We start from the raw sequence: 13633 nt of genomic DNA on the forward strand, positions 1-13633 counted from the left end.
GTTTCGGACCGAAACAGGGCCAAACGCCCGCTCACAACGAGATCAGGGGCGCCAGGTGGCGGCGACGGCGAGGAACGCGTCGTTCGCCTCGACCTCACCGATGCTGACGCGCAGGCCGTCGCCGGCGAACGGGCGCACGAGGACGCCGGCCGCGGTCGCCTCGGCGGCGCGGGCCATGGTCTCCTCGCCCAGCGGGAACCAGACGAAGTTGGCGTGCGTCTCGGGCAGGTCCCAGCCCTGCGCGCGCAGCGCCGCGGTGACGCGGTCGCGTTCAGCGACCAGGGCGTCGACCCGCACGCGCAGCTCCTCCTGCGCGACGTGCTCCAAGGACGCGAGGGCGGCCCGCTGGGCGATGTGGTTCACGCCGAACGGCGTGGACACCGCCCGGATCCCGGCGGCCAGGCGCGGCTCCGCGACGGCGTACCCGACGCGCAGGCCCGCCAGGCCGTACGCCTTCGACAGCGTGCGCAGCAGGACGACGTTCGCGTGCCGGCGCAGCAGGTCCACGCCGTCGGGAGCCTGCGGGTCGCGCACGAACTCGAGGTAGGCCTCGTCGACGATCACCAGCACGTCGCGCGGGACCGCGGCGAGGAAGGCCTCCAGCTCGTCGGCGTGCACGACCGGCCCGGTGGGGTTGTTGGGCGTGCAGACCATGACGACGCGGGTGCGCGGCGTGACGGCGGCGGCCATGGCGGGCAGGTCGAGCCGCCCGTCGGCGGCCACGGGGACGGTGACGGCCGTGCCGCCCGCGACGGCGACCACGATCGGGTACGCCTCGAACGAGCGCCACGGGAACACGACCTCGTCACCGTGCTCCACGACCGCCTGCAGCACGTGCCCGAGCACGGCCACCGAGCCGTTGCCCACCACGACCTGCTCGGCCGGCACGCCCACGTGGGCGGCGAGCGCCTCGACCAGCTCCGTGGCGTACATGTCGGGGTAGCGGTTGGTCTCCTCCGCGGCCTTCGTGATCGCCTCGAGGACGGACGGCAGCGGCGGGTACGGGTTCTCGTTCGACGACAGCTTCCACAGCTTCGCCCCCTCCGCGGGGCGGGCGCCCGGCACGTACGGGGGCAGCGCGGCGACGGCGGCGCGCAGCGGGACGGCGGATTTCTGGACGAGCGGCGAGTCGGCGGGGGATGTCACAGCGGTCAAGGATGCCACCTCGCCTCCACCCTCCCCCAGGTCCGGGCCCTGACGTGCCACGATGGCCGCATGAACTTCATCGTCCGCACCCTTGTCACGGCTGTGGCGTTGTGGCTGAGCGACCTGATCTTCACCAACCTCGAGATCAAGCCCGCGTACGACGGCGACAACCTGCTGACCTACGTCCTGTCGATCCTCGGCGTCGCGCTGGTCTTCACGATCATCAGCAGCTTCGTGAAGCCGATCGTCAGCATCATCTCGATCCCGCTCCTGATCCTCACGCTGGGGCTCTTCTACCTCGTCATCAACGCCTTCGTCCTGTGGCTCACCACCTGGGTCACCGACCAGGGTTGGTTCGGCGACTGGGGCGTCGACGTGAGCGGCGGCTTCTGGTGGTTCATCTGGATCGCCCTCATCCTCGCGGTGCTGCAGGCGATCATCGGGGCGTTCGCGCCCAAGAAGGGCTGAGCCCGCACCGCTCGTCTCGATGCAGCCCCTTGGTGCAGCATCTCAGTGCAGCGTCGCCCCCGTCGGGACTCCCGGCGGGGGCGACGTCGTCCCAGACGACGTCGTCCCCGGCGCCAGCACGACCGGCGTGCTCTCCCCGGCGCCGCTCTCCCCGGCGCCGTTCTCCCCGACCCGGCGGGCCGCGAACAGGCGCGTGCTGGCCCGCGCGCCGCCGAGCAACCGCTCCAGCCGTCGCGTCACGCCCGCCGTCGGCACGTTGCCGGACCGCTCCACCGCCTCGAGGGTCCGCAGGTGCGTGGGGATCCCGTGCGCCAGCGAGATCGAGCCCGACGCGGTGAGGTCGACCGGGTCCGTCGAGTCCAGCAGCCGCCGCGCCACCGTGACGCGGTCGGCGGTCGCCGGGTTCCCGGCGGCGGCACGCCCGTCGGTCGCCGACACGAGCTCCTCGTCGTTCTCCAGGTGCAGCACGGGGACCCCGGCCGGGGTGGCGAACGTGGCCGTCGGCGAGCCCGCGGTCACGACGCCGCCCACCGGGTGCTTCGCCCGGAAGGCCGGCGACGCCGCGAGCGCCGTCGCCGCGATGCCGCCCAGGCTGTGCCCGACCAGCACCACGGGCTCGTCGTCCGCGGCGCCGGCGTCGTCGAGCGCCTGCTCCACCGCCGCGGACACGTCGGCACTCTCGTGGGCCATGAGCTGCAGGTCGGTGGCGGCGTCGAACGGGTTCGACGTGCCCAGCATGTCCTGCGTGCCGGGGATCAGCACGGTCCACGTCGTCGTTCCGTCGTCGTGGGTCACGCGCTCCACCGCGAGCGTGCCCTCGGGCGCCCCCGCCGCCGGACGCCCGACCACCCCGCTGCCGTCCGGATAGAGGTCGCCCAGGCGGGCGAGCGCCTCGGAGACGGTGCCCGACGGCGCGTCCGCCCAGGCCGGCGGCGGCCCTGCCAGGTCGGCGTCCGTGAGCGCCAGCACCCGCACCTCGGACGCCGGCAGCATCGCGTCGACGAGGTCCGCGAGCCCGCCGGCGCCCCGGGTGACGCCGTCGACGAGCGCGCCGGGGCCGCCGTCTCGGAACCGCTCGAGGTCGCGCCACCGCCACGGGACGGCGAGCGAGTAGCCGCTGGCGAAGCCCCCGACCAGGTCGTCGGCCTGAGGCGCGATCACCCTCCAGAAGTTCGCCCAGGTGCCGTCGTGACCGCCGATCACCTCCGCGGCGCGCGGGGCAGGCGGGGTACTGGCCTGCACGCCGAGCAGCCCCGCCTCGGTGCCCTCCTCGGCGGACGTGCCGCGGACCCGGTCGACGAGGGGATCCACGATCGGCTCGACGACGGGGGCCACGACGGGAGCGAGCCGGTCCGCGACCGGGCCCCCGAACGGCAGGCCGAACCGGTCCACGTACCGCTTCCCCGCCGCGACGACCTGCAGGGGGACCGTCAGCGCCCCCACCGCTGCGCCGAGGCCCAGGGTGATCCATCTCAGCCCCGCACCGGCGGCGTGCTCCGCCAGGCTCTCGGCCGCACGGTAGAGGCCGGCGGCGATCCGCAGCCGGCGCGCGCAGCGGTCGGCGCCCGACGCCCGGTGGCGCAGGCGGGCCGCCACGTCGCCCAGCCGGGCGGCGGCCGCGGAGGCGACGGCGTCCTCGTGCGCCGTGGACGCCGCGGGGAACAGGCCGCCCGCCGGGTCCTGCTCCCACTGCTGCCGGTGCAGGGCCGTCCGGGCGGCGAGGCACCTCGTGGACGCCCGCCGCAGCTGGTCGGCGACGTCGTCGAGGAGCAGCGCGGCGCCCTGCACGGCGTCGGCGTCCACCCGCGCGAGCCCGCGACCGCCGGTGACGGACAGCGTCTCGGCCGGGGGAAGTCGCTCGCTCACCGCGCCAGCACCGCCGCCGCCTCCTCGACGAGCTGCCGGTCGGCGCCGAGCCCGGTCAGCAGGTCCGCGACCTCCTGCCGGAACCGGTCCGCCGCGTCGGACTCCCAGGAGACGGCGAGGCTGTGCCGTGCGTCCGCCGCGGCATCGTCGACGTCGCCGCAGGCCCTCACCGCCAGCATCCTCGCCTCGGCGGCCGGCGTGATGCCGAGGGTGGCGTTCGGGACGGACGGGGCCGGCGGGACGGGCGGGCACGGGGAGGGCGGCGAGGTCATGCCCGGGACGCTAGGCGGACGGACGCGCCGTCCACGGTCGAGCGACCGCCGCCTGTGGACGAACACCGGCTGGGGGCAGCGTCCCGGCCGCGGGGCGCGGCGGGGACGTCCTCTCCAGCGACGTCCACTCCAGCGACGTCCACTCAAGCGATGTCGTCTCAAGCGACGTCCACTCAAGCGACGTCCTCTCAAGCGATGTCGTCTAGAGAGACAGCGCGCCGTTCAGCCTCGCGCGGTCGGACAGGATGTCGATGCCCACCACCCGGCCGCCGCGCACGGTGAAGGCGAGCACGGCGTAGACCGTGCCGTCCTCGACCACCGTGACCAGCCCGGGCGACCCGCCCACCAGGGCGAGTCGCGAGAACCGCGCGGTGCCGAAGTGCAGGCGCGCCTGCCCCGCCACCGCCGCCGCGCCGCGCAGCACCCGCGACAGCTCCCCCGGCCCATAGTCGAGGCGCAGCGTGACCTCCGGGTCGAGGAGCTCCACGAGCCCCTCCAGGTCGCCCGCCTGGGAGGCCGCCAGGTACGCGGCCACGACCTCGCGACGCCGCGCGACGTCGTCCTGCGCAGGCACGGCGTCGCGCACCTTGCGCCGCGCGCGGCTGGCGAGCTGGCGCGTCGCGGGGAGCGACCGGTCCACGAGCGGCGCGATCTCCTCGAACGGCACGCTGAACTGGTCGTGCAGCACGAAGGCGACGCGCTCGGCGGGCGCCAGGGTGTCCAGCACCACCATCAGCGCGGCGCCGACCTCGTCCGACTCCACCGCCCGCCGCTCCGGGTCGTCCAGCTCGTCGACCGGCGCGACGAGCAGGTCGGGCAGGTGCCCGCCCCAGTCGGGTCCGTCCCCCGGCACGCCGCCCCACGGCGTCTCGCGGCGGGTGGACCGCGAGCGCAGGAGGTTGAGGGCCACGCGGCCGACGATCGTCGTGAGCCAGCCGCCGAGGTTCTCCACCCCGGCCGTGCCCGCGGCGTGCGCGCGCACCCACGCGTCCTGCACGGCGTCCTCGGCGTCGGCGGTGGAGCCCAGCACGCGGTAGGCGACCGTGCGCAGGTGCGGGCGGAACGTCTCGAACTGGTCCGCCATGAGCTGGCCTGCCGTGAACTGATCCGTGCTCATCGGTCACACTCCTTCGCCGCGCCGTGTCAGAGAGGGGACAGCGCACGCTGCCGGTGCCCACCCCACCACGCGGGTACGACACCGGCCCATCACCGAGGAGCCCCGCATGACCTCCCTGACCTCGCACGACACCGCCGTCCGCAGCCTGGCCGCGGCCCTCTCCGCCGATCTGACCGGCCGGCTGCTGCTGCCCGGAGACGACGGGTTCGACCGGGCGTCGACGCCGTGGAACCTCGCGGTGCGCCAGCCCGTCGCGGCGGTGGTGGAGGCCGCCGACTCCGCCGACGCCGCCGCGACGGTGCGCCGTGCCGCGGCCGCCGGGCTCACGGTCGCCGCCCAGGCCACCGGGCACGGCGCGACCGGCGACGTGGCGGGTACGGTCCTGCTGCGCACGGGCCACCTCGACGACGTCCGGGTGGACCCGCTGCGCCGCACGGCCCGCCTGGGCGCGGGCGCGTCGTGGGGCGCGGTGCAGGCCGCGGCCGCCCCGCACGGCCTCACGACGCTCCTCGGCAGCGCCCCCGGCGTGGGCGCCGTCGGCTACACGCTCGGCGGCGGGCTCGGCTGGTTCAGCCGGGTGCACGGCCTGGCGGCCGACCACGTGCGGTCGTTCGACGTCGTCGACCCGTCGGGCGCGCAGGTCACCGTCACCGCAGCCACGGACCCGGAGCTGTTCTGGGCGCTGCGCGGCGGGGGCGGCGACCTCGCCGTCGTGACCGCGATGGAGATCGACCTGGAGCCGGTGCCCGCGTTCTCGGGCGGCAAGCTCGCGTGGCCGGCCGAGCGCGCCGCGGAGGTGCTCGCCGTCTTCCGCGAGGTCACGACGGCGGCCCCGCCGGAGCTCAGCGTGTGGCTGTCGCGGGTGGAGGCGCCGGGCGCGCCGGCCGTCGTCGTCGTGCACGCCGCCCACCTCGGCGACGCCGCCGGGGCGCGCGAGCTGCTGCGGCCGTTCGACGCCGTCCCCGGCATCCTGGGGCCGGGAGTCGACGCCGCGATCGGCCCGGTCGCGCTGGCGGACGTCGGCGACATCACCGCCGACCCCACCGACCCCGCCGCGGGGAAGGGCCGCGCCGAGCTGCTGCGCGGCATCGACGACGAGGCCGTGGAGCGCCTGTTCACCACCTCGGTCGCGCCACTGCTCGTGCTCCAGCTGCGGCACCTGGGCGGCGCGCTCGCCACGCCCGGGGACGGCGCGGGAGCGCTGGGAGCGATCGACGAGCCGTTCCTGCTGTACGCGTTCGGGCTGGCGTTCGAGCCGGGGATCGCGGCCGCCGTCGGCCACCGCCTCGAGGCGCTGCCCGCCGAGCTCGCCGGGAACGCCACGCTGCGCAAGCCGGCCACGTTCCTCGCCCCGGGCGAGAGCGCGGCGGCCGCGTACGACGACGCCGCCCTCGCCCGGCTGCGCGACCTCAAGCGCGCCCGCGACCCACGTGGCACGATCCGGGGGGACTACCCGCTCCTCGGCTGACCTCGACCGCGTTGTGAGCGGAGGATTGGCCCTGTTTCGGGCCGAGACAGGGCCAATCCTCCGCTCACAACATCGCACGGGGCCCGTGGGAGAATGTGGGCCGTGACCTCCCCCGCGCCGCAGACCTCGCCGTCCGACGTCCCGACCCCCGCGACCGACCGCGTCAACCTCGCGGACGTCACCCCGCCGATCGCCCTCGGGCCGCTCGACGGCCGCTACCGCGGCGCCGTCGCGCCTCTGGTGGACCACCTCAGCGAGGCCGCGCTCAACCGGGCGCGCATCCACGTCGAGGTCGAGTGGCTGGTCACGCTGTGCAACGGCACGGCCGAGACCCCCGGCGCCGTCGTCCCCGGCGCGCCGACGCTGACCGACGCCGAGATCGCCTACCTGCGCGCCATCCCGGCCACGTTCGGGGCGGACGAGATCGCCGAGCTGGCCGCCATCGAGCGGGAGACGGTGCACGACGTCAAGGCCGTCGAGTACTTCATCAAGCGCCGCATCGCCGCGGCCCCCGAGGCCCTGGGCGAGGCGACGAGCCTGCCCGCCGCGAGCGAGCTCGTGCACTTCGCGTGCACGTCCGAGGACATCAACAACCTGTCGTACGCGCTCATGGTGCAGGGCGGCGTGCGCGACGTGTGGCTGCCCGCCGCGACCGCGCTGACCGACCAGCTCGCCGGCATGGCCCGCGAGCACGCCGAGGTCCCGATGCTGAGCCGCACGCACGGGCAGCCGGCCACGCCGACGACGATGGGCAAGGAGCTCGCCGTCCTCGCGCACCGTCTGCGCCGCCAGCTGCGCCGCATCGAGGGCGCCGAGTACCTGGGCAAGCTCAACGGCGCCACCGGCACCTACGGCGCGCACGTCGTCGCCGTCCCGGGCGCGGACTGGCCGGCGGTGTCGAAGGCGTTCGTGGAGCACCTGGGCCTGGTGTGGAACCCGCTGACCACGCAGATCGAGTCGCACGACTGGCAGGCGGAGGTCTACGCCGACGTCGCCCGCTTCAACCGGATCCTGCACAACCTCGCGACCGACGTGTGGACGTACATCTCGCTGGGCTTCTTCACGCAGATCCCCGTGGCGGGCGCCACCGGGTCGTCGACGATGCCGCACAAGGTCAACCCGATCCGGTTCGAGAACGCCGAGGCGAACCTCGAGATCTCCTGCTCGCTGCTCGACACCCTGTCGGCGACGCTCGTGACCTCCCGCCTGCAGCGCGACCTCACCGACTCCACCACGCAGCGCAACATCGGCCCGGCGTTCGGCCACTCGCTGCTCGCCATCGACAACGTGCGCCGCGGCCTCAAGGCGCTCAACGTCAACGCCGCGCTCATGGCCGACGACCTCGACCACAACTGGGAGGTGCTCGGCGAGCCCGTCCAGTCCGCGATGCGCGCCGCCTCCGTCGCCGGCGTCGAGGGCATGGAGAACCCGTACGAGCGCCTCAAGGAGCTCACCCGCGGCCAGCGCGTCGACGCCGCCCGGATGCGCGAGTTCGTCGCCGGCCTCGGCCTGCCCGACGACGTCGCCGCCCGCCTCGCGGAGCTCACGCCCGCGTCGTACACCGGCATCGCCGCACGGCTCGTCGAGGACTACCTGGCCTGACCAAGCCCCTCGCCCGAGCGCCGAACAGGCGGTTGCGCACCTCATACGCCACGAGAAGGTGCACAACCGCCTGTTCGGCGTCGAGCCCGGGTGCGTGACCCGTCAGCGCGCCATCGCCTGCCGGCCGAGGACGGCGAGCAGCGCGAGCTTCTCCTCCGCCTCGGAGCGGGGCGGGGCGGTGAGCACCAGCAGCGCCTGCGTCTGGTCCTCGGTGAACAGCACCTGGCAGTCCAGCTCGACGGGGCCGACCTCCGGGTGCAGCAGGGTCTTGTGGTCCGCGAAGCGCTGGTGCACCTCGTGCCGGTCCCAGAGCTCGGCGAACTCCGGGCTGCGCCCGCGCAGCTCCCGCACCAGCTCCCCCGCCCGCGAGCGCGGGCCGAGCATCCCGTGCGCCGCGCGCAGGGTGGAGACGAGGGATCTCCCCTGCCGGTCGCGGTCGTCCTCGGGATACAGCAGCCGCTCGCCCGGGTCGGTGAACCAGCGGTAGACGTCGCTGCGCGCCCAGCCCGTCAGCGCGGACCGGTCGCCGAGGAGGGCGACGGCGAGGTCGTTCGCGACCAGCGTCTCGCCGAGGGCGGAGAGCACGAGGGCGGGCGTGTCGGACAGGCGGTCGAGCACGCGCAGCAGCGCGGGCGACACGTGCGACGACATCGTCACGCGGTCGGGCGCGCCGCGGCCGGCGACGCGGAACAGATAGTCCCGCTCGTCGTCGGTGAGCCGCAGGGCCCGCGCGAGCGACGCGAGCATCTGCTCGCTCGGCTGCGGGCCGCGCTGCTGCTCGAGCCGCGTGTAGTAGTCCGCGGACATCGCCGCGAGCGCCGCGACCTCCTCCCGCCGCAGGCCGGCGGTGCGGCGTCGCGCGCCGGCGGGGAGGCCCACGTCGGCGGGCTGCACCGCCTCGCGGCGGCGGCGGAGGAACTCGGCGAGCTCTCGACGGTCGGCGGCACGGTCCATGCGTCCTTCAGGAGCCGTGCGTCCTTCAGGAGCCGTGCGTCCTTCAGGAGCCGTGCGTCCTTCAGGAGCCGTGCGTCCTTCATGAGCCATGCGCCCATCGTCCGCCGTCGCCGCCGGCACGACCAGACCGCAGCCAGGGACCGCCGGTCCCCCGATGACCGCTCCTCTCCCGCCCCGGCGGCGCTCGACGCACGGTGGACGGCATGGACATCACCCGCAGCACCGTCTTCATCCCCGGCGCGACGAGCGGCATCGGCCTCGCCTTGGCCCTGCGCCTGCAGGCCCGCGGCAGCACCGTGATCGTGGGCGGCCGCCGCACCGCCCTGCTCGACGAGATCGTGGCCGCCCACCCCGGGATCGACGCCGTCCGCATCGACACGGCGGACCCCGCGAGCATCGACGCGGCCCGGGACGAGGTCCTCGCCCGGCACCCGGACCTCGACGTCGTCGTCGCGATGGCGGGGATCATGCAGGCCGAGGACTGGACGTCGCCGGACTTCCTCGCCGTCGCCGAGCGGACGGTCGCGACCAACCTGCTCGGCCCGATCCGCCTCGCGGCGGCGTTCCTGCCGCAGCTGCGCGCCCGCGCGGGGTCGGGCGCGGGCGCCGCGTTCGTCACCGTCTCGTCCGGGCTGGCGCACGTGCCGCTCGCGGTGACGCCCACCTACAACGCGACCAAGGCCGCGATCCACCGCCTCAGCGAGGGCATCCGGCTGCAGCTCGAGCCCGCGGGCGTCCAGGTGATCGAGATCGTGCCGCCCGCCGTGCGGACGGCGCTCATGCCAGGACAGGAGGACAGCCCGATCGCCATGCCGCTCGACGCGTTCGCGGACGAGACGGTCGAGCTGCTCGCGACCCGCCCCGACGCGCACGAGATCCTGGTCGAGGGCGTGAAGTTCCTGCGGTTCGCGGAGACGTCGGGCGCGTACGAGGCGACGGTCGCGCGCCTCAACGCCTCCGACCCGCACTCGACCGACCCGCACGCCGCCTGACGTCTCCGCGGCAGGTCAGGGCTTGGTCGTCCCGAGGTACCTCGTGGCGACGAAGCCCTGCTTGCCGTCGACGTAGACCTTCACCCAGCCGTTCGACGCCGGCCAGATCTTCTTGACCGCCTTGCCCTTGTTCATGGAGCCGAGGATCGCGGCGCTCGTGCTCGGCTTCGCCCGCAGGCGCAGGCCGTTGACCTGGACGTAGCGGGTGCCCAGCGACGTGAGCGTGGGCGACACGTAGTCGGCGTGCATCCAGCCGGTCGTGCCGCTGTACGTCACCTTGCGCCAGACGCCCGAGCTCGCGCCGGGCTTGGCGGTGAGCTTGCGGTTGACCTTGACGGTCGTGAGGACCCGGTAGGCGGTGCTCGGGCCGGAGCGGAGGTTCACGCTGGTGGTCGTCCAGTAGGTGCACGACGTCGGCACGACGCGCTTGGCGGCCCACGTCGCGCCCGCGGTGAGCGACGCCCCGTGGTTCTTCATCCAGTAGTAGGGGTCCGCGGTCTTGCCGGACCCCTTGTACGCGCCCTTCCAGATCTCCAGGTGGAGGTGCGGCGCCGTCGAGGTGCCGGAGCTGCCGACGTCGGCGATGTGCTGGCCGCGCTTCACGGTCTTGCCGGCCTTGACGTACCGGTCCCCGTCGATGACGTGGCCGTAGACGGAGTAGACCTTGCCGCCGTCGACGCTCGACCGCACGACGACCACCTGCCCGAAGCCCGGCGCGGAGCCGGCCTTCACGACCGTGCCGGCGGCGACGGACCTCACGTCGACCCCCTTGGACGCACTCATGTCCTGGCCCAGGTGGTACGTGGACGCCCCGCGGATCGGCATGCAGCGCGGCCCGTAGTAGGACGAGAGCCCGTAGGTCCTGTCGGGCAGCGGCCGGACGGCGGCGGATGCCGCCCCTGCTCCCGCCACCCCGGTGGTGAGCGCCAGGACGCCGGCGACCCCCGCCGTGATCCCGGTCGTGATGATGCGTCGCACGGTGCGCATGTGGCCCCCTCAAGCCGTGGGCATCGTTGCCCAGGACGCACGGTAAGCACGCCCCGTGGGGTGGCGCGCGCGGTGCGACATCCGGGACACTCGTCTTCACCAGCAAGTCCGAGCGTGAAACTCTCTTACCGAGCCCCTGACCCGGAGGACCTGCAATGACGCACCCGTCCGTCTCCCGCGCCGCCGCCCTCGACCGGCGCGGCTTCCTCACCCTCGCCGCCGCGGGGATCGCCGGCTCGACGCTGTCGGTCGCCGTCGGCTCGATGACGCCCGCGGACGCCGCGGAGGCCGGCGCCGCTGCGGCCGTCGACGCCGCCGGCAGCGCCGTGCGCAAGCGCGAGCTGCGCGCGATGTGGATCTCGTCCGTCGTGAACATCGACTGGCCGTCGCGCACCGGCCTGAGCGCCGACGAGCTCAAGGCCGAGTACCTGCACTGGCTCGACGTCGCCGCGGACATGAACCTCAACGCCGTCTTCGTCCAGGTGCGCCCGACGGCGGACGCCTTCTGGCCCAGCCCGTACGAGCCGTGGTCGCAGTACCTCACCGGCACGCAGGGCGGCGACCCCGGCTTCGACCCGCTCGGGTTCGCCGTCTCCGAGACGCACGCCCGCAACCTCGAGCTGCACGCCTGGTACAACCCGTACCGCGTGTCGATGCAGACGGACCCCACGAAGCTCGTCCCCACCCACCCCGCCCGGCAGCACCCCGACTGGGTGTGGCCGTTCGGCGGCAAGCTCTACTTCGACCCGGGCCTGCCGGAGGCGCGCGAGCACATCTACGCGGCGATCCTGCACAGCGTCGAGCACTACGACATCGACGGCGTGCACTTCGACGACTACTTCTACCCCTACCCGGTGGCCGGGCAGACCCTGCCCGACGCCGGCACGTACGCCGCGCACGGCGACGGCTTCGCGACCATCGAGGAGTGGCGGCGGCACAACGTCGACACCTTCGTGCAGACGATCTCGGGGCGGATCAAGGAGCTCAAGCCCTGGGTCAAGTTCGGCATCAGCCCGTTCGGCATCTGGCGCAACAAGGCCACGGACCCCGCCGGCTCGGACACCGCCGGGTCGCAGAGCTACGACGGCCAGTTCGCCGACACCCGCAAGTGGGTGCTCGAGGGCTGGCTCGACTACATCAACCCGCAGATCTACTGGCAGTTCGGGCTCGCCGTCGCCGACTACCGCAAGCTTGTGCCGTGGTGGGCCGACGTGGCGGCGCAGTCCGGCACCCACCTGTACGTGGGCGAGGCGCTCTACAAGGTCACCTCGGGGGTGTTCACCGACCCCGCCGAGCTGTCGAACCACCTCACCTACTGCGCGGAGCTGGACGCCGCGGGCACCCCCGTCCACGGCAACGTGTACTTCTCGGCCGTGCACGTGCCGGCGGACCCGAAGGGCTCCATGTCCCGCGTCCGCGCGGACCACTACAGCCACCCCGCGCTGGTCCCCGCGATGGCGCACCTGCCCGCCACTCCCGTGCGCGTGCCGGTCCTCGCGGAGGCGACGGCAGGGGCCGACGGAGTGGCCCTCAAGTGGCTCGACACCGGCCCGCGCCGGACGGCGGCCACGTCGTTCGCCGTCTACCGGGCCGCCGGGAGCGGCGTCTCCGTCGACGTCGAGGACGCGCGCAACCTCCTCGCGACCGTGCGCTCGTCGGGGGACGTCGAGCAGTACTTCACGGACGTCACCGCCACGCCGGGCGAGAGCTACACGTACGTCGTGACCGCCCTCGACCGCGTGTGGAACGAGTCGCGGCCCAGCCGCCCCCGCTCCGCGTGAGAGGTATACCAAAGAGTGTGGCCGCGGTAACGTGAGCCGCAGGAGCCCCCCGCCCCCTCACCGGGCGGGGGGCTCCATCCACGTCCAGCATGCTCACGTCCAGCATGCTCACGTCCAGCATGCTCACGTCCAGCGGGTCAGCCCGGCCGGATCGGGTCGAGGGCGAAGAGCGTGCCGAGGTCGGCTCCGAGAGCGCGGCCGAGCTCGTCGTCGTCCAGCAGGCCACGCTCGGCGAGGACGCGCAGGGCTGCGTCACGGTCCGCGCGAGCCCGGTCCTGCTCCGCGGGCGGCAGGGCGGCGACCGCCCGCCGCGCGGCCTCCCGGTCGGACAGCGAGGGCGGGGCGGGCGGGCCCGGGTCCTCCACCTCGTCCGGCCGCACGTGACGCCGCGCGAGGATCGCGACGACGAGCCCCGCCGCCAGGAGCAGGGTCGCGATCACCGCCCCGTACGCGGGCGCCTCGACCCCGCCCTCCCGCGCGATCTGCGGCAGGGCGATCGCCGCGCAGGCGGCCAGCACGCCGGACACCCCGGCGATGCCCAGCAGCTCCGGCGACCACCTCGCGCCGCCGCGGAACCACAGCACCCACAGGACGACCTGCACGAGGGCGGCCACGACGAAGCACGCCGAGGCGAACGGCACCGCGACGCCGGCGGACACCTCCCCCGCGGTCGGGAAGCTGACCGGGTCGGTCATGTACACGGCCACCCCCAGCACCGGCGACGCCAGCGCGATCACCGTCAGCACCCCGAGCAGCGCGGTCCCCGCCCGCCGCACCCGGGACGGCGGCGGCGACCAGCGCGCCGCCAGGTCCGCGCCGTGCGCGCCGAACGTCGCCACGACGTCCCGGTGGTGCTGGAACGCGAACGCCTCGAGCCGCGCCAGCCGCGGCACGTTCGCCAGCGACTGGTCGCGCGCCCACTCCTGGGCGTCGGCGTACGGGAGGCTCATGCCGGTCCTTCCTGTGGCATGCGCACACGC

General features: G+C 74.4%; 12 protein-coding genes. 5 read left to right on the forward strand and 7 right to left on the reverse strand.

What is annotated here, in order from left to right:
- Nucleotides 1–42 precede the first annotated feature (42 nt).
- Nucleotides 43–1155: a histidinol-phosphate transaminase gene (gene hisC, locus ACFWDO_RS03135; protein WP_380326170.1), complete on the reverse strand. Its 1113-nt coding sequence runs from the start codon at nucleotides 1153–1155 to the stop codon at nucleotides 43–45.
- A gap of 60 nt (nucleotides 1156–1215) precedes the next feature.
- Between hisC and ACFWDO_RS03140 the strand changes: the two genes are divergently transcribed.
- Nucleotides 1216–1614, forward strand: a complete 399-nt coding sequence (locus ACFWDO_RS03140) for a phage holin family protein (RefSeq protein WP_380326167.1) — start codon at nucleotides 1216–1218, stop codon at nucleotides 1612–1614.
- Nucleotides 1615–1656: 42 nt separating this feature from the next.
- Here the strand turns inward: ACFWDO_RS03140 and ACFWDO_RS03145 are convergent, their stop codons facing one another.
- From ACFWDO_RS03145 to ACFWDO_RS03155, 3 genes are all read right to left on the reverse strand, one after another.
- Complete coding sequence (locus ACFWDO_RS03145; protein WP_380326164.1) at nucleotides 1657–3480, reverse strand: hypothetical protein; 1824 nt, start codon at nucleotides 3478–3480, stop codon at nucleotides 1657–1659.
- Nucleotides 3477–3752, reverse strand: a complete 276-nt coding sequence (locus ACFWDO_RS03150; protein ID WP_380326161.1) for a hypothetical protein — start codon at nucleotides 3750–3752, stop codon at nucleotides 3477–3479. Before ACFWDO_RS03150 ends, ACFWDO_RS03145 begins: the two co-directional genes overlap by 4 nt.
- A 202-nt stretch (nucleotides 3753–3954) precedes the next feature.
- On the reverse strand, nucleotides 3955–4869 hold the full coding sequence (locus tag ACFWDO_RS03155) for a sigma-70 family RNA polymerase sigma factor (protein ID WP_380326158.1): 915 nt from the start codon (nucleotides 4867–4869) through the stop codon (nucleotides 3955–3957).
- 106 nt (nucleotides 4870–4975) lie between these two features.
- Between ACFWDO_RS03155 and ACFWDO_RS03160 the strand changes: the two genes are divergently transcribed.
- Both ACFWDO_RS03160 and purB read left to right on the forward strand, forming a co-directional pair.
- Nucleotides 4976–6337 carry an FAD-binding oxidoreductase gene (locus tag ACFWDO_RS03160; protein ID WP_380326155.1) on the forward strand — a complete coding sequence of 454 codons (1362 nt, stop codon included), beginning with the start codon at nucleotides 4976–4978 and terminating at the stop codon, nucleotides 6335–6337.
- Between the two features lie 93 nt (nucleotides 6338–6430).
- Nucleotides 6431–7939, forward strand: a complete 1509-nt coding sequence (purB, locus tag ACFWDO_RS03165) for an adenylosuccinate lyase (RefSeq protein ID WP_380317531.1) — start codon at nucleotides 6431–6433, stop codon at nucleotides 7937–7939.
- 102 nt (nucleotides 7940–8041) lie between these two features.
- Here the strand turns inward: purB and ACFWDO_RS03170 are convergent, their stop codons facing one another.
- Nucleotides 8042–8893 (reverse strand): helix-turn-helix transcriptional regulator, encoded by an 852-nt coding sequence (locus ACFWDO_RS03170; protein ID WP_380317528.1) that lies wholly within the window; start codon nucleotides 8891–8893, stop codon nucleotides 8042–8044.
- 203 nt (nucleotides 8894–9096) lie between these two features.
- Here ACFWDO_RS03170 and ACFWDO_RS03175 point away from each other — a divergent pair, with 203 nt between their 5' ends.
- Nucleotides 9097–9885 (forward strand): SDR family oxidoreductase, encoded by a 789-nt coding sequence (locus ACFWDO_RS03175; RefSeq protein WP_380317525.1) that lies wholly within the window; start codon nucleotides 9097–9099, stop codon nucleotides 9883–9885.
- A gap of 15 nt (nucleotides 9886–9900) precedes the next feature.
- Here ACFWDO_RS03175 and ACFWDO_RS03180 read toward each other — a convergent pair whose 3' ends face one another.
- Nucleotides 9901–10872 (reverse strand): SH3 domain-containing protein, encoded by a 972-nt coding sequence (locus ACFWDO_RS03180; protein ID WP_380317522.1) that lies wholly within the window; start codon nucleotides 10870–10872, stop codon nucleotides 9901–9903.
- A 155-nt stretch (nucleotides 10873–11027) separates the two neighbouring features.
- On the opposite strand from ACFWDO_RS03180, the gene ACFWDO_RS03185 reads away from it, so the two are divergent.
- The gene (locus ACFWDO_RS03185) at nucleotides 11028–12653 is read left to right on the forward strand and encodes a family 10 glycosylhydrolase (RefSeq protein WP_380317519.1); all 1626 of its coding nucleotides are present in this window, start codon (nucleotides 11028–11030) and stop codon (nucleotides 12651–12653) included.
- Between the two features lie 137 nt (nucleotides 12654–12790).
- Here the strand turns inward: ACFWDO_RS03185 and ACFWDO_RS03190 are convergent, their stop codons facing one another.
- Nucleotides 12791–13603 carry a hypothetical protein gene (locus tag ACFWDO_RS03190; RefSeq protein WP_380317516.1) on the reverse strand — a complete coding sequence of 271 codons (813 nt, stop codon included), beginning with the start codon at nucleotides 13601–13603 and terminating at the stop codon, nucleotides 12791–12793.
- Nucleotides 13604–13633 lie beyond the last annotated feature (30 nt).

It is taken from the genome of Isoptericola sp. NPDC060185 (assembly GCF_042728595.1).
In the GTDB taxonomy this organism is placed as follows: Bacteria; Actinomycetota; Actinomycetes; order Actinomycetales; family Cellulomonadaceae; genus Isoptericola.